We start from the raw sequence: 24,086 nt of genomic DNA on the forward strand, positions 1-24,086 counted from the left end.
TCAAGGTCATCAAGCGGATGGCCTACGGCTTCCGCGATGACGCCTACTTCTTCCTCAAAATCCGCGACGCCTTCCCCGGAATTCCGTCATGAACCAAATAATTTCAACACATACATTACGGCTTTACGCGCCCGACCGGGAGCGCCGGCGGGGGATGCCAAAGCGGTGGGAAAATGGCACAGTGGGGCTCCTCTCCACCGCACGGACTCCCCCCACCGTGGCCGACGACACCATTGACTGGGACGCATTTTTCACCCTGCACCACGACATGCCCCGCGAGGGGCCGGGCAGCGACGCGATGACGGAAGAGGTCGCCCGCGCCCTGCCCCCCCTGCCCGGCGGCGCCATCCTGGATCTGGGATGTGGCCCCGGCCGGCAGACGCTGGTTCTGGCGCGAACCCTGAAGCACTCCATCATCGCCATCGACACCCACCGGCCCTATCTGGAGCGGCTGGCCATGGCGGCGGACGATGTCGGCCTGTCGAGCCTGATCGAAACCCGCCAGCAATCGTTCTTCAACCTCGCCGACGAACCCGAAGGCGTGGCCCTGATCTGGGCCGAGGGCAGCATCTACATCCCCGGCTTCGTGGACGGGCTGCGCCTCTGGCGCTCGCTCCTGGTGCCCGGGGGCCTGCTGGTCGCCAGCGACATCGCGTGGCTGACCGACGACCCGCCGGAGGCCGCGCGAGCCTTCTGGGACGCCGACGGCACCGGCATCGAAAGCCTGCAGGACAAGATCCGTCAGGCCGGCGAGGAAGGGTTCGAGGTGCTGAGCACCCATCGCCTGCCCCGCGACGCGTGGTGGACCGAATACTACGAGCCCCTGGCCGAGCGCAGCGCCCGCCTGCGCGACGGCGCCGGCCCGGCTCTGACCCAGGTGTTGGACGCCAACGACCGGGAGATCGACGTGTGGCGGCGCTTCGGCGAGACCTACGGCTATATCTTCTTCGTGCTGCGCAAGGTGGACGATGACGCCACCTGAGGCCGGATCCCGGCTCGATCCCCGTGAACGCTCCGCCGCGCAAGGGTTCGCGTTCCGCCGCGTGTACGCCCTCATCCTGCGGCACTGGTACCTGATGCGCGGGTCGCTGCCGCGCCTGCTGGAACTCGCCTACTGGCCGATCATGCAGATGATCACCTGGGGGTTCCTCACGCAGTTCCTGGCCCGTGAATCGAGTCTGGTCGCCCAGGCCGCCGGCATCTTCATCGCCGCCGTCCTGCTGTGGGACGTGATGTTCCGGGGCAACCTGGGCATCTCGCTGTCCTTCATGGAGGAGATGTGGGCCCGCAACCTGGGCCATCTGTTCGTCAGCCCGCTGCGGCCGCTGGAGCTGGTCACGGCGCTGATGGCCATGAGCATCATCCGCACGCTCATCGGCATCGTGCCCGCGACGCTGCTGGCATGGCTGTTCTATGCCTACAACATATACGAGATGGGCCTGCCGCTGCTGGCCTTCTTCGTCAACATGCTGGTGATGGGCTGGGTCATCGGGTTGCTGGTCAGTGCCCTGGTGTTGCGCGTCGGGCTGGGCGCGGAAAGCCTGCCCTGGATCCTGATCTTCGCCTTCTGGCCGATCAGCGGGATCTACTACCCCATGGACGTGCTGCCGGTCTGGCTTCAGGTGATCGGCTATAGCTTCCCGCCCGCGCATGTGTTCGAAGGGATGCGCCAGGTGATGCTGGAGGGCACCATCGCCTGGGGGCACCTGGTGGCGGCCGTGGTCCTGAACGGACTGTACCTGTCGGCGGCGGCGGCCTTCTTCCTGCGGGTGTTCACCGTCGCGCGGGTCAAGGGCCTGTTGCTGAACATCGGGGAATAACGCCCCATACGAATCGTTGTGCCAACAAGTGTGGGAGCATCATGGTCCAGGATCTTCTGACCGCCCTCGGCCTCGTTCTGGTCATTGAGGGCCTGTTGTACGCCGTGTTTCTCACCCCCATGCGCGCCATGATCCGCGCCGCCCTGGACATGTCGGACAACCAGCTGCGCATCAGCGGGCTGGTGACAATGGCCATCGGCGTCGTGGTGGTCTGGCTGGTACGGCTGTAGGACCGCGCCGGGCGCACGATCGGAATGCGATAACGCGGCGTTATCGTTCGTCAGCACAATCGGCTATACGGACGCAAGGCGGGAGCGGTCGGACCCCGCCCGAGCGGACGTGCTTTCCTCCGACACAAACCAGAGGACAACACCGCTGGAGCGGCCCCCCATATTGGCCGCTTCCGCAGGACAGGAAGACCTATGAGCATCCCATACAGCGAGACTACGGTTTATCGGTTCCTGAATACGGAAACGAACACACACTTTTTTACGGCCTCATATGATGAGGCAATATCTATCTACAGTACTATGGGCCAATACCGGTACGAAGGCCCTGCGTTCGACGTCGCTGACGACGATGGCACTCCCTTCTTCCGCTTCTTCAATACGGTGACGGGCACGCATTTCTACACAACGGACACGGACGAGCGGGACACCGTGATCGCGACGCTACCGGAGTACTCTTATGAGGGCGTCGCCTATCGGGTGGGCGAGTCCGGCGACGACGGAGATCCCCTGTACCGGTTCTTCAACACCGAAACCGGCACGCATTTCTACACGGCGAATGAACACGAGCGGGACACCGTCATGGCCACGTTGCCGGCCTACACCTACGAGGGAATCGCGGCCTATGTTCCGGCGGCCGAGCAACCGTCCCAAACGGAGGACGGCGTCACGCTGAACGGTGGGACGGTGCTACTGCCCGAGCCTGCGGACACCCCCCACGGTCCCGCGACGTTCACGAACATCGACGGCGTCAGCGGTACCGTCACCGTGCCGGCCGGTTCACTGTCTTATTCAGGCGAAACGACGATCACGGCCACCCATACCGGATCCCTTGTGTTCGATGCAACGGCCGCCCAAGGCACGGATACGACAAAGCTCGACCTCACATGGGAAGCCGCCTCGGCACACTCCGAAGTCTACTTCGGAGGTGGCAGTTACGCCTTTGTGTCGATGGGTCCGGGGACGGATATCATCCACTTCTCGGGTCAGGCCGACATGCAGGTTGCAGCCGTGTATAGTGGCGGCATAGCCAACGCCATCGGGGGCGAAGACATCATCAATGGGCTGACTATCGGCAATGAGGTCGGCCCGATGAACTTCACAACCGGCTTTACAATCACGCATACGGGTGCCGGCGACGTCGTGTTTGACTTCGGCGGTGGGGACACCATGACGCTGATTGGCGTTTCGAGCGTGTCTGAAACTGGATACGGCGGTTATGTCGTCGATGGCGTGATGTAAGGGCCGCACGCACCGGGTGACTGGGTTTTCCGCACCCGCCGCGGCAACCGGCACGCCCCCGTTTTGGGATCGGTCGCCCGGTCCACGGGACGTCCGCCGCGTGCCCTCCTGCACACGCGACGGATGGGGCCGGGGTGTTGCCGCACCCCGGCCCGTCTCATATGGGACCCGTCCCCCTTAATTCGATGTCGCGAGGCCCTCCGGCTGGCCCACCACGACCGTCGTCAGGGCGTTCGCGTCCATCAGGCGCGCGGCCACCCGCTGGGCGTCGGCCATCGTGACCGCCTCGATGTAATCGTTGCGGTCGTCGAGGTAGGAGATGGGCAGCCCCTCCTTCTGCATCGCCACCAGGATGCGCACGATGGCCCCGGTCGAGGAGAACCGCAGCGGCCACGCCCCGGTCAGGTAGGTTTTGGCGTCGGCCAGCTCGGTTTCGGTCGGCCCCTCCGAGGCCATGCGCGCCCACTCCTCGCGGATCAGGTCGAGGCTTTCCGCGACGCGGGCGTTGTTGGTCCCGACGCCGCCCATCCACACGGCCGCGTGATCGTAGGGCACGAGGTAGCTGTAGACCGAATAGGCCAGCCCGCGCGCCTCGCGCACCTCCTCCATCAGCCGGGACGAGAAGCCGCCGCCGCCGAGGATGTAGTTGACCACATAGGCCGCGTACCAGTCGGGGTCGGACCGGGCAATGCCGGCCTGCCCGAACAGCGCGACGCTTTGCGGCACGTCCTGCGGGATGACCTGGGTGCTGCCGTCGGCGTGAACCTTCGCGTCCGGAACCGCGGGCAGATCGGAGGTTGCCGGGAGGTCGCCGAAGGTGGCGTCCAGCATCGGCCCCAGCACCTCGGGCGTCACATCGCCGGCCACGCCGATGGTCAGGCGGTCGCGGGTCAGATGGGCGCGGGCAAAGGCCTTCAGATCGTCCACCGTCACCGCCGCCACGCTCTCCGCCGTGCCCTCGACCGCGCGGCCGTACGGATGATCGGGGAACGCGGCGCGAAACCACGCCCGCGAGGCGATATCCTGCGGGTCGTTCTCGTCATAGCGCAGGCCGGCCAACACCTGCCCCCGAATGCGCTCCACCGCCTCCGGATCGAAGCGCGGCGCGGTGAGGGCGACCTTCAGCAAGCCCAGCGCCTCGTCGAGATTCTCCGTCAACGTCTTCAGCGTGCCGCCGAAGGTATCGCGGGAGGCGTCGAAATTCAGTTCGATCGCCGACGCGGCCAGACGCCGCTGGAAGGCCCGGGAATCCATGTCCCCCGCGCCCTCGTCCATCAGGCCGCTGGCCATATAGGCCAAACCGGCCTTGCCCTCCGGATCGAGCGCCGCGCCGCCCTCAAAGGAAAACTCGATGGTGACCATGGGGTTGGCGGAATCGGGCACCAACCACGCGGTCAGGCCCCCGGGGCTTTCGACCGTCGCGACCTCAATGGCCCGCGCCGGTCCGGATCCGAGGGGCACCAGCAGCACGACCGCCACCGCAAGCATCAGGGCACGCAGCCGCCCCTTCGACGTGAACATCATCATGAGCGGACGGCTCCCTAGCTGGTGGTATCGGGCTGGAGGATGGCGGTGGCCGCGCTGGCCCCCTGGAAGACGGCGCGCGCGGCGGCCATGACGTCGTCCGGCGTCACGGCCGCAATGGCCTCCGGCCAGTGCTCGACATCGTCCACCGTGCCGCCGGTGGCCAGGGCCGTGCCGAGAATGCGCGCGGCGCCGAACGGATTGTCCCGGGCGTAGACGACCGATGCCTTCAGGCGGGTTTTGGCGCCCGCGACCTCGGCCTCGGTCACCCCATCCGCCAGCAGGCGGGCGATCTCGGCGTCGATAGCGGCTCCGACCTCGGTCGGGGTGCGGCCGGCGGCGGGCGTTGCGTACAGGCTGAAGGTGCCGTAGTCCACGGCCCGGCCGCTGTACCCGGCCCCGGCGGACACGGCCACGCCGTCCTCCACCACCAGCCGATCGTACAGCCGGCTGACCGGCCCGCCACCGAGCAGTTCCGCCAGCACCTGAAGCGGCGCGTACAGCTCGGCGTGCTCCGTGTTGGCACTGGGGGCGATGATGTGCCGCCACCAACTCGCCTGAGCGACGCGCGGGTTGCTCATGGTCATGGTGATGTCGACCGGCGGCGGCAGATCCCGCACGCGATGGCGCTCCGGCGTATCGGGGGCCGCCGGGACCTGACCGTACGTGCGCTCCGCCATCGGCCGCAGTTCGTCCGCCGTGATGTCCCCGGCGACCACCACGACCGCGTTATTGGGGGCGTAGTAGCGATGGTAGAAGGCCAGCGCATCGGCCCGCGTCAGCGCCGCCAGTTCATGCGCCCAACCGATGATCGGATTCTTGTAGGGATGGACCGACCACAGGGCCTGATCCATGCGCTCGCCCAGCAGGGCGGCCGGCTCATTCTCCGTGCGGCTCAGGCGCTCCTCCGTCACCACCGCGCGCTCGGTCTGGAAGTCATCCTCGGTGAGTCGCAGGTTGACCATGCGGTCCGCTTCCATCGCCATGACCGTCTCAAGCCGGTCGCGGGCGATGTTCTGGTAGTAGCCGGTGAAGTCGCTGCTGGTGAAGGCGTTGTCCCGGCCGCCGTTGCGCGCCACGATCTTGGAGAACGTGCCGGGCTCGATCTTGTCCGTGCCCTTGAACATCAGATGTTCCAGCAGATGGGCGATGCCGGACTTGCCGGCCGGCTCGTCGGCCGCGCCCACCTTGTACCAGACCATATGCGTCACGACGGGCACCCGATGGTTCGGCACCACCACGACCTGAAGGCCGTTGTCGAGCGTGAACGTCTCCGCATTGAACATTTGGGCGCGCGCGGTCGCGGGCGCGAACAGCACCAGGGCCAGCAGGGTCAACGCCAGAAGAACAGCGCCCCCCGTGAGCCAGAGACGGGCGCGGGCCTGTGCCTCGGCCTCGCGGCGGGCGACCGCGACGGCCCTCGCGCGGGAGCGGGTGGGGCGGATCGGAACATCATGGTGCATGGGCGAACCCTCGTGACAGCGCGTCAATCCGGAGGAATGGGTGACGGATATATGGGCCGCGGTCGGACGCGTCGCCACCGTCGGACGGAGAAAGCCGGTACGGCCCGGGTTGACAGAAACGAGAACCTTCGGAACAGTGCCCGGTATCGTTTCCGGCCCACCGTGGCCCCACCGTCCCGGACGGCGATGACCGCATCGAGCCCCGCCCCGCCCGACTCGCTGTCCACCGCGCTTGCCGAGGCGGCGCGTGCGCTCGACGGCACGGACCCGGCCCGCGCCGAGCGGCTGGCGCTCTCCGTTCTTTCCGCCGCCCCCGATCAAGCCACCGCCCACCACATCCTCGGGCAGGCGCGGCTGCGCCAAGGCCGGGCGGAGGAGGCCGCCGACGCCTTCCGCGCCGCGCTGGACCGGGAGCCCGGCGGGGTCGCCCACCTGCGCGGCCTCGCCCGCAGCCTGGATATCAGCGGCGCCGACCACGCCGCCCATGACGCCTATCACGCCCTGCTTCTGGCGGACCCGAAGGACCTCCGCGCACGCTGGTACGGCGGCCGGATGCTGCCCCGGGTCTACCACGACAGCGCCGAGATCCCGCTGTGGCGGCGCCGGTTCGCCGATGCGCTCGGCATGCTGACCGCCAGCCCCCTGGAAACGCCGGAGCAGGCCGCCACCGCGGTGCAGGGCATCGGCCAGGGCACCAACTTCATGCTGTCCTACCAGGGGGAGGACGACCGCGCGCTGCAAACCCTGTGGGGCCACTTCACGCATCGCGCCGTGGCCGCCTGCCAGCCCGATCTGGTCGCGCCCTGCCCGCCGCCTCCGCCGGTGCCCGGGCGCACGCTGCGGATCGGGTATGTGTCGGAGCACTTCTGGTCGCACACCATCACGCTGTTGTTCGGGCATTGGGTGCTGCGCCAGGATCGCGACCGGTTCGAGGTCTCCGTCTATCTGGTCGGCGGTCCGCGCGATTCGACCACCGAAGCGCTGGCCCGGAATGCCGACACAGTGCGCGACCTGCGCGCGGCGCCCGTCGTCACCGCGGCCCGCCGCATCCGCGACGACCAGCTGGATGTCGTGGTGTTTCCGGACCTGGGCATGGGCGCGCGCAGTTTCGTGCTGGCCGCCTGCCGGCTCGCACCCCGACAGTGCGTTTCCTGGGGCCACCCCGTAACCACCGGCCTGCCTACGGTCGATGTGTTCCTGACCTCTGAGGCCATGGAACCGGAGGGCGCGGAGGCGGTCTACACCGAACGCCTCGTCCCGCTGCCCCGCCTGGGCATCCACTACCGCCCGGCGCAACGCACCGATGGCCGCCGCGACGTGTTTGGCCTGCCGGAAGGCGTGCCGGTCTACCTGTGCTGTCAGGCGCTGCAAAAGTACCTGCCGGATCAGGACGACCTGTTCGCCCGCATCGCCACCGCCGTCCCGGACGCGCGCTTCGTCTTCCTGCGTCACCGCAGCGCCACCGCCGCCAATGCCGCCTTCCTGCGTCGGCTGGAGAGCGCGTTCGTCGCACGCGGCCTCGATCCCGGCGCCCACCTCGTGGCGCTGCCCTGGCTGGCGTGGGAGGACTTTCTGCGCCTGTGCGGCGTCTGCGACGTGTTCCTCGACTCGATCGGGTGGTCCGGAGGCAACACGACTCTCGAAGCCCTGGCCCAAGGCGCCATCCCCGTCACCCTGCCCGGACCGTTCATGCGCGGGCGCCACACCATGGCAATGCTGCGCCTGATGGGCCTGGACGAGCTTGTAGCCCGGGACCGGAACGACTACGTCGCCATTGCGGCCCGCCTGGGCCAGGACCGTGAGGTCCGGGCGCGGTTGAGGGCGGAGGTGCAGGAGCGACGCAACCGGCTGTATGGCGACGACGGGGCCGTGCGGGCGCTGGAGGCGTTCTATGAAGGGGAGCAACCGATCCATGGTCGTCCGGCGACAAAAAACACATAAATATACTGTTGTTAAAGTAGTCCGCTCATATTTTCTCTGTACATTAGGGGCGGATTGCCCCACATAGCGGAAGCACTTCATACTTAGTCCCACCGCCCAGCGCCGAGTCCGGCGCCCCTTCGTGCCCGTCGCGTCCGTTTCCGGAGTCCCCATGCCCAGCGCCGTCACGCCCAGCGCCACCCCATCCCGTGCCGTCCGCCTGACGCACCTGCAACGCCTGGAAGCCGAAAGCATTCACATCATCCGCGAGGTCGTCGCGGAGGTCCGCAAGCCGGTCATGCTGTATTCGATCGGCAAGGACTCGTCGGTGATGCTGCATCTGGCCCGCAAGGCCTTCGCCCCCGGCCCCCTGCCCTTTCCGCTCATGCACATCGACACGACGTGGAAATTCCGCGAGATGATTGAGTTCCGCGACCGCATGGCGCGCGAGTTGGGCTTCGAGTTGCTCGTCCACGTCAACGAAGACGGCGTGCGCCAGGGGATCGGACCGATCTTGCACGGGTCCGGCGTTCACACCGACGTGATGAAGACCCAGGGCCTGAAGCAGGCGCTGACCAAATACGGGTTCGATGCCGCCTTCGGCGGCGCGCGCCGCGACGAAGAGGCCAGCCGCGCCAAGGAGCGCGTGTTCTCCTTCCGGACCGCGACGCACCAATGGGATCCGCGCAACCAGCGGCCGGAGCTGTGGTCGCTGTACAACGGCCGCATCAGCGCCGGGGAGAGCATCCGCGCCTTCCCGCTGTCCAACTGGACCGAGTTGGACGTGTGGCAATACATCCACCAGGAAGACATTCCGGTGGTGCCGCTGTACTTCGCCAAGCCGCGCCCGGTGATCCAGCACAACGGCATGTGGGTCATGGTGGACGACGACCGCCTGCCCATTCCCGAGGGCGTCGAACCCGAAATGAAGAGCGTGCGCTTCCGCACCCTGGGCTGCTACCCCCTCACCGGGGCGGTCGAAAGCACCGCGACCACGGTCGCCGAGGTGGTCGCCGAGATGCTGAATTCGCGCACGTCGGAGCGCGCCGGCCGCGCCATCGACCACGATCAGGCCGGATCCATGGAACTCAAGAAGCGGGACGGATACTTCTGATGGCCGAGGATGGACGCACCTTCGACGCCGCCGCCACCGAAGCGGTGCTGAGCGGCAAGGCCGCCGACCGTGACCTGCTCCGCTTCCTGACCTGCGGCAGCGTGGACGACGGCAAGAGCACCCTGATCGGGCGTGTGCTGTATGATTCCAAGCTGATCTTCGAGGATCAGCTCAAGAGTTTGGAGCGCGACAGCAAGGTCCGGGGCCGCGCCGGTGGGGCGCTCGACCTGTCGCTGCTGGTCGATGGCCTCCAGCAGGAGCGCGAGCAGGGCATCACCATCGATGTCGCCTGGCGCTACTTCAACACGGACCGGCGCAAGTTCATCGTCGCCGACACCCCGGGCCACGAGCAGTACACCCGCAACATGGCCACCGGCGCGTCGAACGCCGATCTGGCCGTGCTGCTGGTGGACGCGCGCAAGGGCGTGCTGGTGCAGACCCGCCGCCATGCCACCATCGCCAAGCTGATGGGCCTGCGGCATGTGGTGCTGGCGGTCAATAAGATGGACCTCGTCGGGTACGACCAGACCGTCTACGACGCGATCCGCGACGACTTTCTGGCGTTCGCCGCGCAGATCGGCCTGCCCGCGCCGGTCTGCATTCCGGTCTCGGCGCTGATGGGCGACAACGTGGTCAACCGGGGCGAGGGCATGCCCTGGTACGACGGTCCCGCGCTGCTGCCCTACCTGGAAGAGGTGGACGTCGTCCAGAACAGCGTGGACGCCCCGTTCCGCTTTCCGGTGCAGTGGGTCAACCGGCCCAACTTGGATTTCCGGGGCTACTGCGGCACCATCGCGTCCGGTCGCGTGCGGCCGGGGGACCAGGTGGTGGTGCATCCCTCGGCCCGCCAGACGACGGTGGCGCGGGTCGTGGACTTCTCGGGGGACCGTGACGAGGCGGTGGCCGGCGAGTCCGTCACCCTGACCCTGACCGACGAGGTCGACATCGCGCGCGGCGATCTGCTCAGCCCGGCCGACGCCCGGCCGGACGTGGCCGACCAGATGGCGGCGCACGTGATTTGGATGGCCGACGAGCGGATGCTGCCGGAGCGGTCGTATCTGCTGAAGATCGGGCATACGACGGTTCCCGCCCAGATCACGGAGATCAAACATCGCCTCGACGTCAACACCCAGAACAAGCTGGCGGCCAAGCACCTCGACCTGAACGAGGTAGCGTTCTGCAATCTGTCGCTCGCCCGGCCGGTGCCGTTCGACCCCTACGAGACGAACCGCGCCACCGGCGGGTTCATCCTGATCGACCGGACAACCCACCAGACGGTCGGCTGCGGCATGATCGCCTTCGGCCTGCGCCGGGCCGAGAACATCCACTGGCAGGCGCTCTCCGTCGACAAGGCCACGCGCGCCACGCAGAAGCACCAGACGCCGGGCGTGCTATGGTTCACGGGGCTGTCCGGGGCCGGAAAGTCCACGGTCGCCAATCTGGTGGAGAAGCGCCTGATGGCGCTGGGCCATCACAGCTACATCCTGGACGGCGACAACGTCCGCCACGGCCTGAATCGGGACCTCGGGTTCACCCCGGAAGACCGGGTGGAGAACATCCGCCGCGTCGCCGAGGTCTCGCGCCTGTTCGTGGACGCCGGACTTATCGTGCTGGTCTCGTTCATCTCCCCCTACCGGGCCGAGCGTCGGCTCGCCCGCGAGAAGGTGGCCGACGGCGAGTTCCTGGAGGTGTTCGTGGACACCCCGCTGGCGGTCTGTGAGGCGCGCGACCCGAAGGGGCTGTACAAGAAGGCGCGCGCCGGCCAGATCAAGAATTTCACCGGCATCGACTCGGAGTACGAACCGCCCGAGGCCCCGGAGCTCCACCTGAACGCCGGCGAATCCACCCCGGATGAACTGGCCGAACAGGTGATCCAAGCCCTGCGCGCGCGCGGCATGCTGCGGGAGTAGGATGGCCACGGCCTTGATCCGGCCCCACTCGGATCAAGGCCGCCGGCCCGGTTTTACGCCCCGGGGTCCTGGAAAGTCATTCTCCGCTGGGATGATGGAACAGTCGAAGCCGTGTTCGTCCGGCAGCCAGAACCGGATATCGGCGCCGGTCTCGCAGGGCTCGGCCCAGATCCGTCCCCCCATGCTGACAATAAGGCGCTGGCACAGGGCGAGGCCGATTCCGGCCCGTTCGTGTTCGGGCTCAAGCCACTCGAACAGCGAGAAAAAGGTCTCCAGGCGCTCCGCGGGCGGCGACAGTCCGTTGTCGCGCAGAGAGATCACCCAGCCGTCCGCGTCTTTCTCGGCGCTGACGCACAGCCGCAACCGATCATCCGACTGGCGGACAATCACGGCCATGTCGATCAGTCGGTCCAACACGCGCTCGACCGAGCGGGCGTTGGCACAGACCGTCGGCATGACCCCGATGCACACCCAGGCATCGGCCGCGCGCAACGCATTCAGCTTCCGCCAATGGACCCGGGCCAGACACTCGCCCAGATCGATGACGACCATCGGAAACGCGGTGCTGGCGGCCTCCACGTATTCCTGCAGTTCGGTCAGTTGCGCCTTCATCCGCTTGCTGTCGCGCACGATGATCGACAGATACTCCCGGGCCTCGTCGTTCAGAAGGTCGACGTGGCGTCGCCCCAAGAGCTGGGAATAGCTGACGATCCCCCGCAACGGCTCCTGAAGATGATGCGCCGTGACGGCCGCGACATGGGCCAAATCCGCGTTGGAGCGCCGCAGATCCCGGGTCGCGCGATCGAGAGAGTCGATGCGACTCTGAATAGCGCCCGCCATGGCCCGCAGACTCCCGGCCAGGATGGCGACCTCGTCGCGGCCCTCGATCTCCGGGGCGGTCGCATAATCGCCCTGGGCGATTCGCACGCTGGTATCGGTCAGCATCTCCAGGCGCCGGGTCAGGAAAAACCCGAGGATGGACAGCACCACCACGGACAGCAGGATTTCCACGCCGGCGATGACCAGGCTTTGTGTCAGCATGTTCGCGCCCGCCTCCCGCAGCGATTCCGTCGACAGGCCATAATGCACGGTGCCGAAGGTCTGCTCGAACAGGCGAATGGGGCTGGCGGCGTTGTACACCGGCTCGTTGGGATCGAGCCGCGGATCCGCCGGCGGCACGACCCCGGTCCAGTCCGCGCCGGCCTGGGCCACCACTCTGCCGTCGGCATCTTGCACGATCACATAGCGGACATCGGGCAGATGCAGGAAGCCATCAAGCAGACCGAGCATGGTCGCGTAGTCGCGGGCGATCAGGGGACCGACAAGCGCCACGGAAAAGCTGGCCTCCAGCGACCGCAAGCGGTCATCAACCTCGTCCAGCAACTGCTCCTGCTGCAAACGCAGGGTGTTGGCCACCAGAATCCCCAGCATCAGAATTTCGATCAGGACGCTGGACAGAATAATCTTGAAGCGGAGCGACGCCGCACGCGACCGCAGCCGCCAGCCCGATCTGGACGCGCTATCTCCGGCCGCCGGTCGCGTCATGGCCCCGTCTCCGCGTCGATCCAATGCAGAGCCTCCACAAGGCCACTCAGCGCCCGCACGTCGGCCGTCGTAATCTCGGTGAATCCCGACAGCCCGCTTTTCGTCAGGAAGGCCCGGCCCTCCGGCGAGGTCTCGAACCCGCGAAGCGCCGCGCGGAGGGTGTTCTGCTCGGCCTGCGGCATGTCCGACCGCGCCAGGATAAACACGTGGGGCACGCGGAAGGGAATCTCGATGGTGCGAAGAAACTCGCGAACGGCCGCGCTCGTGCGCCGATAGGGCAGCTCGGCGGCGGCCGCGGCGGCGGCCTCCCCGTTGAACACCGCGAGAACAGCCGCGTTCTGCGACGGCGCGGTGGTGACGGTGACGTCAATGCCCGACCGAAGGCCCGCGCGTTCCAGCCAGCGCATGGCGCCCATCGACACCAAGCTGGTGCGACTGGGCAGGGCCAGCGTTTTCCCCTTCAAATCGGCCGGGACGTGAATCGGCTTATCGCTGCGGGACACCAGAATCGGGAACAGTTCGCCCGCATACCGCAAAAGCGGGGCATACCGTCCCTCGGCGATCATCGCGGCCCCGAAATGCGGCGCGGTGACCACGACGTCATAAAGGCCCTCGTGCAGGGCCCGACGATGCGCCGCCATGTCCGTGTCGCTGCCGAACAGGACCGGCCGGTCGAGGGCCCGGCGCAAATGCAGCACCATCGGGGAGTAGGCCTTGAGCATCCCCATGACATTCGTCGTCGGAATCACACCGAATCGCAGCGGGCGGTGGGACTCAGCCACCGCTGTGCCGCCCCCGGACGCGCATACGGTCAGGAGAAGCACCAAACAGAGCCCAGCGATCAAGCGGCGGGTGTTTTTAACGGCGGGCGGCCGCATCGGACTCCCTGCGTGGCACCTGGCCTGTGTGGCACGCGGGCTGCGTGCCACCGGAGTAAAAGCTGATTAGTGTAGTCTGAAAAGGGGCGGTTGTCTGCCGAAACATCCAGAGGTGATGGTGCTGAGGGGTTCATTTTTGTCCCACGCCGCGCCTCGCCAGGGGTCCGCGCCCGCGGCGTGATAGCCTGTCCGGGTTCACGCAACCGCCGGGCTCGACAGGCGGCGCACGGCCTCCCATGTCTTAAACGGAACGATGGTCAGGGCAGACGGGGCCCACGACGCCTGACTCCGTCGATGGGGGCCCGGGCGCCGAGCCCCCCCGACGATCGGCCCCGTATCACGCACAGGACATAATCACGCACAGGACATATGCCCTGGCAGGACACACAGACTGGGAGGACTGGCCATGACGCTCCGTACCCGCGACCGCGCCCGAGGGACCGCGCGTGCCGTGCCCGACTCCCGGCCGCGCCGCCTTATGATGGCGCTGGCCCTCGGGCTTGGCCTCATCACGCTGCTGGCTGCCGCGCAGGCCGCACGGGCCGCCAGTTGGACGCTCGATGGATCGCCCTCGTTCGTCAGCTTTGCCTCGATCAAGGCCAAGGACATCGGCGAGGTGCATAGCTTCGGCGCGCTATCCGGCTCGGTCGCCGAGGATGGCACGGCTACGGTGACGATTGACCTCGCGTCCGTAAACACCGGGATCGACATCCGCGACGAGCGTCTGCGCACGGAGCTGTTCCATATCGACCAGTTCCCGGCGGCCACGATCACGGCACCGGTGCCCTTGGACGGCCTATCCGATCTGGCCGTCGGCGAGAGCGCGGAGCGGGACGTTACGGCCACACTGGATCTGGCCGGCGAGAGCCACGATCTGGCCGTGCCGCTGCTCGTCACCCGGCTGAGCGAGACGCGGATGATGGTGCAGCCGCTTCAGCTTCTGATCGTCCAGGCAGACGACTATGCCCTGGGCGATGGCATCGGAACATTGCGCGAGATTGCCGGGCTGAGCGAAATCAGCCATGCCGTCCCGGTGACCTTCCTGCTGGTGTTCGAGCACACGCCGTAATGGGATAGGCCCTGAACCCGCCCCCCACCCCACCGCCGACAACGCCCCCTACCCCGCCGCCGCCGCCGCGGCCACGAACGCCCGCAAGATGGCGGTGTCGGCGGGGTCGATGGCGTATTCCGGATGCCACTGCACCCCCAGGCAGAAGCGGCGGGTCGGGTCCTCGATGCCCTCGATCACGCCATCCGTCTCGGTCCAGGCGTTGACCACCACCGGGGCGGGCACCGTCTGCACCGCCTGATGGTGGGCGCTGTTGACCGCCGCCGTCGCCTGCCCCGTGATCCGAGCCAGCAGCGTGTCCGGCCGGATGGTGACGGTGTGCCCCGGTTCCGTCCGGGGGTTGGGTTGCTCATGGGCCAAGGCGTTCGGCACGGCGTCGGGGATATGCTGGACGAGCGTGCCACCGAGGGCCACCGCCAGCACCTGTTGGCCGCCGCAGATGCCCAGCACCGGCATGTCCCGCTCCAGGGCGCCGCGCAGGATCGCAAGTTCGAAATCGGTGCGGCCCGCCTTCAACGTCACCGAGGCGTGCCGCGTGTCGGCCCCGAACAGCGCCGGATCGACATCGAAGGCCCCGCCCGTGACCACCAGCCCGTCGATGAGATCGAGATAGCGCCCGACCAGGGCGGGCTCATGCGGCAGGATCAGGGGCACGCCCCCCGCCGCGCGCAACGCCCCGGCGTAGTTCTGCCGCAGGGCATACCAGGGAAGCGCGGAATACCCGCCCCCTTCTTCGGCATCGGCGGTCAAACCGAGGATCGGACCGGACGGGCGCACGCGGACCTCCTGATGGGAAACCGCCCCCCAGGACCGTGGCGGTTCGCACGGGCCGAGGGGGCGCGGGTGTCAGTTCAGGACGCGGCCGCCGCGAACTGGTCGTAGGCCTCCAGGGCCAACGAGCCGTACACGGAGGACGGTCCTCCCCCCATGTACATCGCCGTCGAGATGGTCTCCAGAACTTCCTCCCGGGTCGCACCATACTTGATCGCGGAGCGGGTATGGAAAGCGATGCAGCCATCACAGCGGATGGCGATCCCGATCGCCAGAGCAATCAGCTCCTTGGTCTTGGCTTCGAGCGCCCCATCCTTGCTGGCCCCGGCGGCCATCTTCGAGAATCCCGCCCATGCATCGGGGATCCCCTTGCGGCAGGTTTCCATATTTTCGGAGAGGTCCTTTGCATACTGGACCCAATCCTTGGTCATCCCTCAATCTCCTTTGCCCGTGGGGCTCTTTTTGGCAGGGCACGCGCCCCGAGACCCTCCCGAGCACGCGCGAAACATGCCCGGCGGCGGGCATATTCGGTTTCTCTTATAAACCCGGACACCGGATCGGGTCCACATCCGCCGCGGCGGGGGCGCGCGACGGGGCCAGAAGCACCGGCCAGCAGTGGGCACCGTGTCCGACGCACGCGCCGTACGCCCCTATGGCGCGCCGCACGGCCGGTTGCCGTCGCCGAGAGACACGGCGGCCGCGCGCGCCTGGATGGTGGCCGCGCGGCCGCGCACATAGGCTCCCGGCGTGCCGGCGGACCAGGACCGGGGCGCGGGGAGAATGGCGGTGAGACGGGCGGCCTCCACAGGCCCCAGGGTCTCCACCGGGCGGTTGAAGTGGTAGCGTGCGGCCGCGCCCGCGCCGTAGATGCCGGGGCCCCATTCCGCCACGTTCAGGTACACCTCCAGAATGCGAGGCTTGGGCCACAACAGTTCCAGGGGCGGCGTCAGGACGGCCTCCAGCCCCTTGCGCACGATATCCCGCCCCGGCCAGAGGAACACGGAGCGCGCCGTCTGCATGCTGATGGTGCTGGCCCCGCGCAGGCCCTCGCCCCGCCGCCATTCCTGCCAGGCGTTGGCGATCTCGCGCCAGTCGAACCCGTTGTGAACGCAGAAGCGGGCGTCTTCGCTGGCGATGACCGAGCGCACCAGGGCGGGCGGCATGGCCTCCAGCGGCACCCAGTCCTGCTGTAGGCCCTCGCCCTCGACCAACCGGACCAGCATCAACGGCGTCACCGGCACCGGCAGCCAGCGGAAGGCGACCAATCCGATCAGCGGCGGCCCAAGGAGAAAGAGGAGCACGGCGCGCGCGATCCGCCACCGCAGGCGACGACCCCGACCCGTCCCCCCCGATTTGGCGCCATCCCGTTTCGACGCGCCCCCCCGCGCGCGGGATCGCGGTGCCGACGAACGCGGACTCCGTGCCACGTCAGAAGATCTCCAGATGCCCCAGGCGCAACGACTGGAAGATGCCGGCCCCGATCAGGCGCAGGCTCTCCCGGTTGTTGGGCGCCCCCAGGCCGGGCGTGGCATCCGGTTGGTACTTATAGGCGTTGTTGAACTTCGCGGGGAGCGTGTTCCAGATCGGCTTGCGGACCGGATCGGCGAGATACCCGGCCAAAACCTCGTCACCCAGATCCTCACGGGCCAGGGTGATCAGGTCCCGCGCCAGCGTGCGGTCGCGGATATGGCCCAGAATAGCGGACACGTCCGGCGGCACACGATGGCAGAGCGGCCCCAGCACCCGCAGCAGATGGTCGGGCACATTCCGCGCGTTGTGCAGCCGGTCCGGCTGTTCGAACACCATCCAGATGTCGGCCCCATACACCTGGGTCAGGCGCCGGACTTCGCGACGCGCGCTCAGGCCCATCTCGCGAATGGCGTCCAACGCCCCCGGATGCCGCAACACAATGGCGTCGAGCGTGGTGCTGACCTCGGCGGCGATCTGCTCCTCGATCCGATCGCGATCGCGCGCGGCCTTGCCCTTCAGTTCCCACCGGGGGCCCTGGTCCGGCGGCACCCCCAGGGTCGTCTCGGCGAACGCACGACAGGCGGCCTGGATCACCGAAAGCTCCTCGACGTCCAGGCTGATCAGTGTTTCCAGCATTTCCGGCGCGCGCACACGCCAGATCAGATGCCCCAGAACCTTGGCCTGGGCCGTTCCGAGGCGGGCATACTGTTCAAGGAAGGCGAACTGCCACGGCTCGACCAGATAGGGCCGGAGCACCGCGAACAGACCATGGCCGGGGTAGTGGGCGCGAAGGTGCGCGGGATCGAGGTCGTGATCACCCTCGAACATGGTCTTCAAGGGCGAGATCAGGCGGCTCGACAACGGCCCTTTCGCGCCCGCTTCCCGCCGCTTCGACCGCCGGGCCGCCTCCTGCTTCGCGCGCCGCTCGGCCCAGGCGCGTTCGCGCCGTTCAAACACCAGCCGCGCGGCCCCGGTCAGAAGCGAGCGACCGATCTGATCGAAGGTCAGGTCGCACGGCGCGATTGGGGTGCTGCGGTCCTGAACCGGCCCGTCACCGCGGCTGCCACTGGCGCGGAAGAACACCACGAAGTCCGGCTGCGCGCGAAGCTGCCACGCCAGTTCCAGAAACGTCGGCACATGGTCGGGATAGTTGCGCAGGACGTCATCCACCCGCTCGGCGCCCCCGATCAGGTCCAACACTTCCGACCGGCGGGCTTTCCGCAAGACGGTCAGCAACCGGTCGAACACGGCCTGAACGGCCGGCCGCAGAACCGGATTTGTCCGACGTTCCGACCCGCCGCCTTCGTTCGAGGGGGCTTTTGCGGGGGTCATCGATATCCCTGCCGGCCGAACCGGGCCGCGACTCATTGCAGGCGCGCTCCTTATCTGCTCACCACTGATCGCCTCAGACCCCTGCCTTCGGATCCGAGGCCACCCCCCTGCTCCAATAGGCCCCCTGACCCAAGAGGGAAAGTGTCCGGCGGATGTCAGCCGAGATCAAGCAGGCGGGGCGCCCTATCAATGATTTCATTCAGGATCCTCTCCGCCTGTCGCTGCTTTGACATAAGATCGCCCGGAATACGACCCTCAAACCGCTCTTCGGACAGGGTTGCGTGCGCATCGTGCAACGTTTTGATTTCGCGCAAAAACACCTCGCGCGACCCAAGCGGCAGATGTTCCTCGTTGGCGATAGCCCGCAGGAAGGTCAGCGACCCGTCCAGCAAGGTTCCCCAAAGCGCCACCAGAATCTCGGTGAGACGGTCGTAGTACGGCGCGCGCCGGGAGTCGGGCAGCCCCTCGATCCGGCGTTCGATCACGATCAGGAACGCCATGCACTCCGATGTCAGATTGCGGGTGCGGGCGTAATCCATGAACCGCGGAGCCCGGTCCTCGTCCCCGTCCAGCACCCGCCCCGACTCCGCCAGCCGGCCGGTGCGCAGCGCCAGCGAGTCCAAAAAGGTATCCAACTCCTGCTCCAGGGTGGCGACATCAACGCCACCGGCCAAGCGCCTGGCCCCGCCGCCGTCCGATGCCTCGGCCGCGCGCGCGTGCCGTTCCCTGTCCACCATATCCATTGACCCGAAATGCTCCACTGCTCGGCGCGCCCCCTCCGGCGGCGACGCGAGTGTAGCCGCAGGCGGGACCGCGCGATAGGCGCCTTTGCGGAACCGCTCCCGTCCTCCGGTCTCGCGCGCGTCCCCGGGATCGTCACGGTGGGAAAACGGCGACCGAAACGCCCTTTGCACGCTTGGTGGAAGCGGGTATGACTTGGCATGGCGTGCCCGCAAAAAAGCGGTCTGGGGCGCAGGGCCAGAGCGGCGGCACAGAACAGGCGAGGACCACCATGGCCGAACGGGGGCGTTCCCGTCAGGACGCAGGACCGGACACGGAAACCGACCAGGCGACCGACGCACCGGCATACGTCACGGGCACGCCGGGCGAGGTGCCGGATCCGGAGTCGGGTTCTGAACTGGGCAACATACAGGGTTTGCCGAACACCGGCGGCGCCACCAGCGCCGACTCGGATCCCGATGTCGAAGGCGAGCTTGAGGCCGAGAAGCCCGAAGAGGGCGGTCTGGTCGTGGTCGGCATAGGCGCTTCAGCCGGCGGGCTGGAGGCCCTGCGACCGTTCGTGGCCAATCTGCCCGCTCAGTCCAACATGACCTATGTGGTCGTGCAGCACATGGCGCCGCAATACCGCTCGATGCTGGTGCAGTTGCTGAGCCGCGAAACCAGCCTGCCGATCAAGGAGATCGAGCACGGCTCCCCGGTGGAGCCCAACACCGTCCACATCTGCCCGCCGAACAAAGACGTCCGCCTGTCCGACGGGCGCCTGATGCTGAAGGAACCGTCCGCGCCCCACGGCCCCAAGCCCTCGGTGGACGTGTTTTTCAACACGCTGGCGGACAGCAAGGGACCGAACGCCATCGGCGTCATTCTGTCGGGCACCGGCAGCGACGGCTCTCAGGGTGTGCGGGCGATCAAGGCCCACGGCGGCCTGACCGTAGCCCAGGTCCCGAACACCGCGAAATACGACGGAATGCCGAGCGCGGCGATCGAGACCGGATGCATCGACCTGCGGCTCGCCCCGCACGAGATCGGGCCGGAACTGACCTCCATCGTGCGCTTTCCCCGCGCGGTGATGCTGGCCGATGTGGACGCGGATCACACCGACGACACGATGGGCTCCATCTTCCAGCTCGTCCGCGAACGCACGGATATCGACTTTTCCAAGTATAAGCCGAGCACCATTCGCCGCCGCCTGGAGCGCCGGTTGGCCGCGAACCGGATCGAAAGCCTCGACGCGTACCTGGAATATGTAAAGCGCAATCGTGACGAGTTGAACCTGCTGACCAAGGACATCCTGATCTCCGTCACGTCGTTCTTCCGGGACGACAAGGCGTTCTCCGAAGTGGACGAAACCCTGGGCGAGATCATCGCCGCCAAGCAGACGGGCGAAAGCCTCCGCCTGTGGATCCCTGGGTGCGCCACCGGCGAGGAAGCCTACTCGTTCGCGATGCTCTTGGCCGACCGGTTGAGCGGGAACCCGCGCGGCCTGAAGGTGCAAATCTTCGCCACTGACGTGGACCTGGACGCGATGGCGCACGCGCGGCGCGGCATCTACTCCGAAACCACGGTCGAGAACCTGGACCGGCGCTTCATCAAGCGGCATTTCGAGCCGATCGGGCAGGCCTTTCAGGTCCGCAAGGAAATCCGCGACATGGTGGTGTTCGCACGCCAGGATCTGGCGAAGGACCCGCCGTTCGTGCGCGTGGACCTGGTCAGTTGCCGCAACCTCCTGATCTACTTCGACGCGGCACTTCAGGATCAGGTGCTGCGCACGTTCCACTACGCGCTCAACCCCGGCGCCCACCTGTTCCTGGGCAAGTCGGAATCGCTCGGCCAGAACACCGAGCTGTTCCGCCCGGTAAAGGCCCCGTCCTCCAAGATCTTCCGCAAGCGGACCGCCCAGGGCGTCTCCCACGCGCTGCCGCCGTTCGGCTCGCTTCGCGCGCGCGTTCCCGACGGTGCGCCTCGTCAAACGCAGCGCCGCAGCCAGGACACCATCGAGTCCCTGGCCATCCGGACGTACATCAACAGCGCCATGCCGCCCAGCGTGGTGGTGGACGAGAATCTCGACATCCTGTTCCTACACGGGGACCTTTCCCCGTTCGTCCGCATGCCGCAGGGCAAGCCGGACATGAATCTCGCACGCATGGTCGTCGATGATCTGCGCACGGAAAGCCGTACCCTGGTGCACAAGGCCCGCAACGAGGGCGGATTGGTGCAGGGCTCTCGCCGCACCCTGCGGACGGAGAGCCACCCGCCCGTTGCCATGCGGCTGAGTGTGCGGCCGATGGGCGCATCGGTCGATCATGATTCCCTGTTCCTGATTTCCTTCGACGTCTCCGAGCCCTCGACGGATCCGGTCGGCATGGCGGACGATGGCGCGGACGCAACCGCCGCCGCCGCCGGTCGCGAGGCCGACCTGCGCGCGGTCGAGCTGGAGCAGGAGCTGATCGCGACCCGCGAGCACCTTCAGACGGTGGTGGAGGAGCTGGAAACCTCGAACGAGGAGCTTCAGGCCCTCAACGAGGAGCTTCAGGCGGCCAACGAGGAACTGCAATCCTCGAACGAGGAGCTGGAAACCTCCAACGAAGAGCTTCAGTCGACCAACGAGGAACTGACCACCGTCAACGAGGAGCTTCAGATCCGCACGACGGAACTGGCCGACGCCAACTCCGACCTCATCAACATCCAGGACAACATCGGCTTCGCGATGGTGGTGGTGGACAGCTACTACCGCATTACCCGCTTCACACCGCCCGCCGTGCGCCTGTTCGGCCTGCTGCCCTCGGACGTGGGGCAGGTCATCACAACGATCCCCACGCACCTGGGCCTGAAAAACCTGCGGGAACAACTCGCCACCGTGGTCAACCAGGACAAGGGCGTCGAGGAAATTCTGGAGACCGACGACCGCGTCTATCGCATGCGGATCATGCCGCACCACAGCAGCCAGGGCGAAACCGACGGGGCTATTCTGGCCTTCGTCGATGAAACCGAAAGCCGAGAGCAGCAGCACAAGATTTTCCAAAGCGAGCAGTGGCTGCGGCTGATCACCGACACCGTCCCGGTCTCGATCATTTACGTCAACGAGGACCAAAAGGTCACCTTCTGCAACCTGTACTTCGCCGGCACCTTCGGCCTGAACATCGATCAGGCGGTGGGCGCCCAGGTCGAAACGCTGATGGGACGCGCCAATCACCGCCGCCTGCGCAATGCCCTGCGCGGCGCACTGGAAAACCGCCTCCAGTCCGGCGAGGCGCAGCTTCAGGTCGCACACGGCGAACACCGGTTCATGGGCTTTCACATGGTGCCCCATTGCGACGAGATGGGCCGCGTGCTGGGCGTCTTCATGCTGCTGTCCGACATCGACGAGATCAAACGGGCCGAGACCTCGCTGCGCAACGCCAAGGAAATCGCCGAGGAGGCCAACCGCGCCAAGTCCGATTTCCTGGCCAACATGAGCCATGAGCTGCGCACGCCGCTAAACGCCATCCTTGGGTTCTCGGAGATTCTGTCGCAAGAGATGTTCGGGGACATCCTGAACGCCGAGTACAAGGACTACAGCCGCATTATCCACGAAAGCGGCCAGCACCTGCTCAGCCTCATCAATGACATTCTCGACCTGTCCAAGATCGAATCCGGCCGAATCGAATTGCAGGAAGAGACGGTCGATCTTTACGAAACGGTCGAGACCGTCATTCGTCTGGTGGGCGAGCGCGCCCGAAACGCCCGGGTCGACATTAAGGTCGACCTGCCGGACGACCTGCCGGCGCTGCGGGCCGACGCCACCGGTCTCAAGCGGGTGCTCATCAACCTGCTAACCAACGGCATCAAGTTCACGGAGCCGGGCGGCACGGTCACCATCACCGGGGCGCTGACCAAGCGGTGGCTGACCCTGGGCGTCGCGGACAGCGGCGTCGGCATCTCGCAGGCCGATATCCAGCGGGTGTTCGCGCCGTTCGAGCAGGTGGACGGCTCCCTGGCTCGGCGCTCCGACGGCGTCGGGCTCGGGCTGCCGATCACCCGATCCCTGATGCGGTTGCACGGCGGCGACATCAGCCTGTCGAGCCAGGAGGGTCAGGGCACGACGGTGACCGTCCGCTTCCCGCGTGAGCGGGTCTTGGAGGACGCGCCGCCGGCCGAGGATGGCGAGACCGTCGAAGACGCAGCCTCCCGGGCCGAAACCGCCGAGAAGTCATCACGGGACATGGCGCCACAGGACACGGCGCCCGCAATGTCCGAGGATACCGACGCGACCTTTGCGCAGGGCGGTCCGGACGATCCGGCGACGCCCGACCCGACCCGGGGCGCGGGCTCCACGTGACGCCATTCGCGCGCGGCCGGGGGGCGCCTCCCGGGGCAGCCCCAACGTGAGGCGCGGAGTAAGGCTCTGAGTGAGGCCCCGGGAGGGGTCTTGCCATCGCGGGGGTGGCGCTGATACGACGGTGTCCCGCGCGGCGCGGTCGTGAGTTCGGGAGCAGCCGGCCGCATCCACGCGGCCATCCGCCCCGTGCGCGGCGCGGTCATTTGTTCGTTTGCTGTCTGGAGGCTTCGGTCAAGCACTATGAGCCGTCTCGTTCTTGTCCTTCGCCACCCCAGGCTCAAGGGGTTATACGATTACTGGCTCGGCCTGTGCGCAAACGAAACGCCGCCGATGGCCGATGATATCGAGCCGGCGGATCTGCGCCCCTGGATGGGCAATCTGGTGGTCATCCGGGTGGACGGCGCCGGCGCCGACACCGGCTACACCTACTCGTTCTATAGCCAGTTCTTCACCGGACGGTTCGGCACCGACAAGGCCGGGCAGTCCGTGGACGCCCTGCCAGACGGCCCACGCGACATCATCCGCGCCGAATACGACCGGGTGGTGTCGGAAAACATTCCGGTGTCGCGGGTGTACACGGCCGACTTCGATGGCCTGACGCAGACGTGGGAGCGGCTCGTCCTGCCGCTGTTCAACCTGGACGGACAGGTGGACAAGCTGCTGGTCGCGGCCTACGAACTGGAACGGTAACGATCGGGCGGCCATGCCTCGGTCGTTCCGCAAAGGCCGGTTGTCCCACAAA

19 protein-coding genes are annotated in these 24,086 nt (G+C 67.1%); 10 read left to right on the top strand and 9 right to left on the bottom strand.

Annotated elements, in window-relative coordinates; translation table 11 throughout:
- Positions 1-217 precede the first annotated feature (217 nt).
- The 4 genes from GGD82_RS11715 (at position 218) to GGD82_RS11730 (ending at position 3,289) form a co-directional block, all read left to right on the top strand.
- Positions 218-982 carry an SAM-dependent methyltransferase gene (locus GGD82_RS11715; protein WP_170284297.1) on the top strand — a complete coding sequence of 255 codons (765 nt, stop codon included), beginning with the start codon at positions 218-220 and terminating at the stop codon, positions 980-982.
- Positions 969-1,820 (top strand): ABC transporter permease, encoded by an 852-nt coding sequence (locus GGD82_RS11720; protein WP_150062563.1) that lies wholly within the window; start codon positions 969-971, stop codon positions 1,818-1,820. Before GGD82_RS11715 ends, GGD82_RS11720 begins: the two co-directional genes overlap by 14 nt.
- 41 nt (positions 1,821-1,861) lie before the next feature.
- On the top strand, positions 1,862-2,050 hold the full coding sequence (locus tag GGD82_RS11725) for a DUF2065 domain-containing protein (protein ID WP_150062562.1): 189 nt from the start codon (positions 1,862-1,864) through the stop codon (positions 2,048-2,050).
- 192 nt (positions 2,051-2,242) lie between these two features.
- Positions 2,243-3,289, top strand: coding sequence for a hypothetical protein (locus GGD82_RS11730; RefSeq protein ID WP_150062561.1), 1,047 nt, complete (start codon positions 2,243-2,245; stop codon positions 3,287-3,289).
- 177 nt (positions 3,290-3,466) lie between these two features.
- On the opposite strand, the gene GGD82_RS11735 is transcribed toward GGD82_RS11730, so the two are convergent.
- Both GGD82_RS11735 and GGD82_RS11740 read right to left on the bottom strand, forming a co-directional pair.
- A complete protein-coding gene (locus tag GGD82_RS11735; protein WP_246163906.1) occupies positions 3,467-4,816 on the bottom strand; it encodes a M16 family metallopeptidase in 1,350 nt (449 codons plus the stop codon).
- Positions 4,817-4,830: 14 nt separating this feature from the next.
- Positions 4,831-6,276 (bottom strand): M16 family metallopeptidase, encoded by a 1,446-nt coding sequence (locus GGD82_RS11740; protein ID WP_150062560.1) that lies wholly within the window; start codon positions 6,274-6,276, stop codon positions 4,831-4,833.
- A gap of 186 nt (positions 6,277-6,462) precedes the next feature.
- On the opposite strand from GGD82_RS11740, the gene GGD82_RS11745 reads away from it, so the two are divergent.
- The 3 genes from GGD82_RS11745 (at position 6,463) to cysN (ending at position 11,220) form a co-directional block, all read left to right on the top strand.
- A complete protein-coding gene (locus tag GGD82_RS11745; RefSeq protein ID WP_150062559.1) occupies positions 6,463-8,217 on the top strand; it encodes an O-linked N-acetylglucosamine transferase, SPINDLY family protein in 1,755 nt (584 codons plus the stop codon).
- A gap of 151 nt (positions 8,218-8,368) precedes the next feature.
- The gene (gene cysD, locus GGD82_RS11750; protein ID WP_150062558.1) at positions 8,369-9,310 is read left to right on the top strand and encodes a sulfate adenylyltransferase subunit CysD; all 942 of its coding nucleotides are present in this window, start codon (positions 8,369-8,371) and stop codon (positions 9,308-9,310) included.
- A complete protein-coding gene (gene cysN, locus GGD82_RS11755) occupies positions 9,310-11,220 on the top strand; it encodes a sulfate adenylyltransferase subunit CysN (RefSeq protein WP_150062557.1) in 1,911 nt (636 codons plus the stop codon). Before cysD ends, cysN begins: the two co-directional genes overlap by 1 nt.
- 33 nt (positions 11,221-11,253) lie before the next feature.
- Here the strand turns inward: cysN and GGD82_RS11760 are convergent, their stop codons facing one another.
- Positions 11,254-12,765 carry a sensor histidine kinase gene (locus GGD82_RS11760; protein ID WP_150062556.1) on the bottom strand — a complete coding sequence of 504 codons (1,512 nt, stop codon included), beginning with the start codon at positions 12,763-12,765 and terminating at the stop codon, positions 11,254-11,256.
- Positions 12,762-13,643, bottom strand: a complete 882-nt coding sequence (locus GGD82_RS11765; protein WP_150062555.1) for a phosphate/phosphite/phosphonate ABC transporter substrate-binding protein — start codon at positions 13,641-13,643, stop codon at positions 12,762-12,764. Before GGD82_RS11765 ends, GGD82_RS11760 begins: the two co-directional genes overlap by 4 nt.
- Before the next feature lie 406 nt (positions 13,644-14,049).
- On the opposite strand from GGD82_RS11765, the gene GGD82_RS11770 reads away from it, so the two are divergent.
- Entirely contained in the window at positions 14,050-14,712 is a 663-nt protein-coding gene (locus tag GGD82_RS11770; RefSeq protein ID WP_150062554.1) for a YceI family protein, read from the top strand.
- Between the two features lie 48 nt (positions 14,713-14,760).
- On the opposite strand, the gene GGD82_RS11775 is transcribed toward GGD82_RS11770, so the two are convergent.
- The 5 genes from GGD82_RS11775 to GGD82_RS11795 form a co-directional block, all read right to left on the bottom strand.
- Positions 14,761-15,489, bottom strand: coding sequence for a gamma-glutamyl-gamma-aminobutyrate hydrolase family protein (locus GGD82_RS11775; protein WP_170284295.1), 729 nt, complete (start codon positions 15,487-15,489; stop codon positions 14,761-14,763).
- Positions 15,490-15,563: 74 nt separating this feature from the next.
- Complete coding sequence (locus GGD82_RS11780) at positions 15,564-15,914, bottom strand: carboxymuconolactone decarboxylase family protein (RefSeq protein ID WP_150062553.1); 351 nt, start codon at positions 15,912-15,914, stop codon at positions 15,564-15,566.
- A gap of 219 nt (positions 15,915-16,133) precedes the next feature.
- Positions 16,134-16,910, bottom strand: coding sequence for a monofunctional biosynthetic peptidoglycan transglycosylase (gene mtgA, locus GGD82_RS11785; RefSeq protein WP_375782126.1), 777 nt, complete (start codon positions 16,908-16,910; stop codon positions 16,134-16,136).
- 1 nt (position 16,911) lies between these two features.
- Complete coding sequence (locus GGD82_RS11790; RefSeq protein WP_150062552.1) at positions 16,912-18,285, bottom strand: hypothetical protein; 1,374 nt, start codon at positions 18,283-18,285, stop codon at positions 16,912-16,914.
- Positions 18,286-18,440: 155 nt separating this feature from the next.
- On the bottom strand, positions 18,441-19,028 hold the full coding sequence (locus tag GGD82_RS11795) for a hypothetical protein (protein ID WP_150062551.1): 588 nt from the start codon (positions 19,026-19,028) through the stop codon (positions 18,441-18,443).
- A gap of 188 nt (positions 19,029-19,216) precedes the next feature.
- Here GGD82_RS11795 and GGD82_RS11800 point away from each other — a divergent pair, with 188 nt between their 5' ends.
- Together GGD82_RS11800 and GGD82_RS11805 are read left to right on the top strand one after the other, a co-directional pair.
- On the top strand, positions 19,217-23,344 hold the full coding sequence (locus tag GGD82_RS11800) for a chemotaxis protein CheB (protein ID WP_150062550.1): 4,128 nt from the start codon (positions 19,217-19,219) through the stop codon (positions 23,342-23,344).
- 330 nt (positions 23,345-23,674) lie between these two features.
- The gene (locus GGD82_RS11805; protein WP_246163904.1) at positions 23,675-24,034 is read left to right on the top strand and encodes a PAS domain-containing protein; all 360 of its coding nucleotides are present in this window, start codon (positions 23,675-23,677) and stop codon (positions 24,032-24,034) included.
- Positions 24,035-24,086: the final 52 nt, after the last annotated feature.

Source organism: Roseospira marina, from assembly GCF_014197855.1.
GTDB lineage: Bacteria > Pseudomonadota > Alphaproteobacteria > Rhodospirillales > Rhodospirillaceae > Rhodospira > Rhodospira marina.

Excerpts from the sequence above, each read along its gene's own strand:
- GGD82_RS11805 (WP_246163904.1), top strand. The coding sequence starts at position 23,675 with ATGGCCGATGATATCGAGCCGGCGGATCTGCGCCCCTGGATGGGCAAT.
- GGD82_RS11735 (WP_246163906.1), bottom strand. The coding sequence starts at position 4,816 with ATGATGATGTTCACGTCGAAGGGGCGGCTGCGTGCCCTGATGCTTGCG.
- GGD82_RS11780 (WP_150062553.1), bottom strand. The coding sequence starts at position 15,914 with ATGACCAAGGATTGGGTCCAGTATGCAAAGGACCTCTCCGAAAATATG.
- GGD82_RS11745 (WP_150062559.1), top strand. The coding sequence starts at position 6,463 with ATGACCGCATCGAGCCCCGCCCCGCCCGACTCGCTGTCCACCGCGCTT.
- cysN (WP_150062557.1), top strand. The coding sequence starts at position 9,310 with ATGGCCGAGGATGGACGCACCTTCGACGCCGCCGCCACCGAAGCGGTG.
- GGD82_RS11770 (WP_150062554.1), top strand. The coding sequence starts at position 14,050 with ATGACGCTCCGTACCCGCGACCGCGCCCGAGGGACCGCGCGTGCCGTG.
- cysD (WP_150062558.1), top strand. The coding sequence starts at position 8,369 with ATGCCCAGCGCCGTCACGCCCAGCGCCACCCCATCCCGTGCCGTCCGC.
- GGD82_RS11795 (WP_150062551.1), bottom strand. The coding sequence starts at position 19,028 with ATGGATATGGTGGACAGGGAACGGCACGCGCGCGCGGCCGAGGCATCG.
- GGD82_RS11725 (WP_150062562.1), top strand. The coding sequence starts at position 1,862 with ATGGTCCAGGATCTTCTGACCGCCCTCGGCCTCGTTCTGGTCATTGAG.
- GGD82_RS11730 (WP_150062561.1), top strand. The coding sequence starts at position 2,243 with ATGAGCATCCCATACAGCGAGACTACGGTTTATCGGTTCCTGAATACG.
- GGD82_RS11720 (WP_150062563.1), top strand. The coding sequence starts at position 969 with ATGACGCCACCTGAGGCCGGATCCCGGCTCGATCCCCGTGAACGCTCC.
- GGD82_RS11790 (WP_150062552.1), bottom strand. The coding sequence starts at position 18,285 with ATGACCCCCGCAAAAGCCCCCTCGAACGAAGGCGGCGGGTCGGAACGT.
- GGD82_RS11740 (WP_150062560.1), bottom strand. The coding sequence starts at position 6,276 with ATGCACCATGATGTTCCGATCCGCCCCACCCGCTCCCGCGCGAGGGCC.
- GGD82_RS11760 (WP_150062556.1), bottom strand. The coding sequence starts at position 12,765 with ATGACGCGACCGGCGGCCGGAGATAGCGCGTCCAGATCGGGCTGGCGG.
- GGD82_RS11765 (WP_150062555.1), bottom strand. The coding sequence starts at position 13,643 with ATGCGGCCGCCCGCCGTTAAAAACACCCGCCGCTTGATCGCTGGGCTC.
- GGD82_RS11800 (WP_150062550.1), top strand. The coding sequence starts at position 19,217 with ATGACTTGGCATGGCGTGCCCGCAAAAAAGCGGTCTGGGGCGCAGGGC.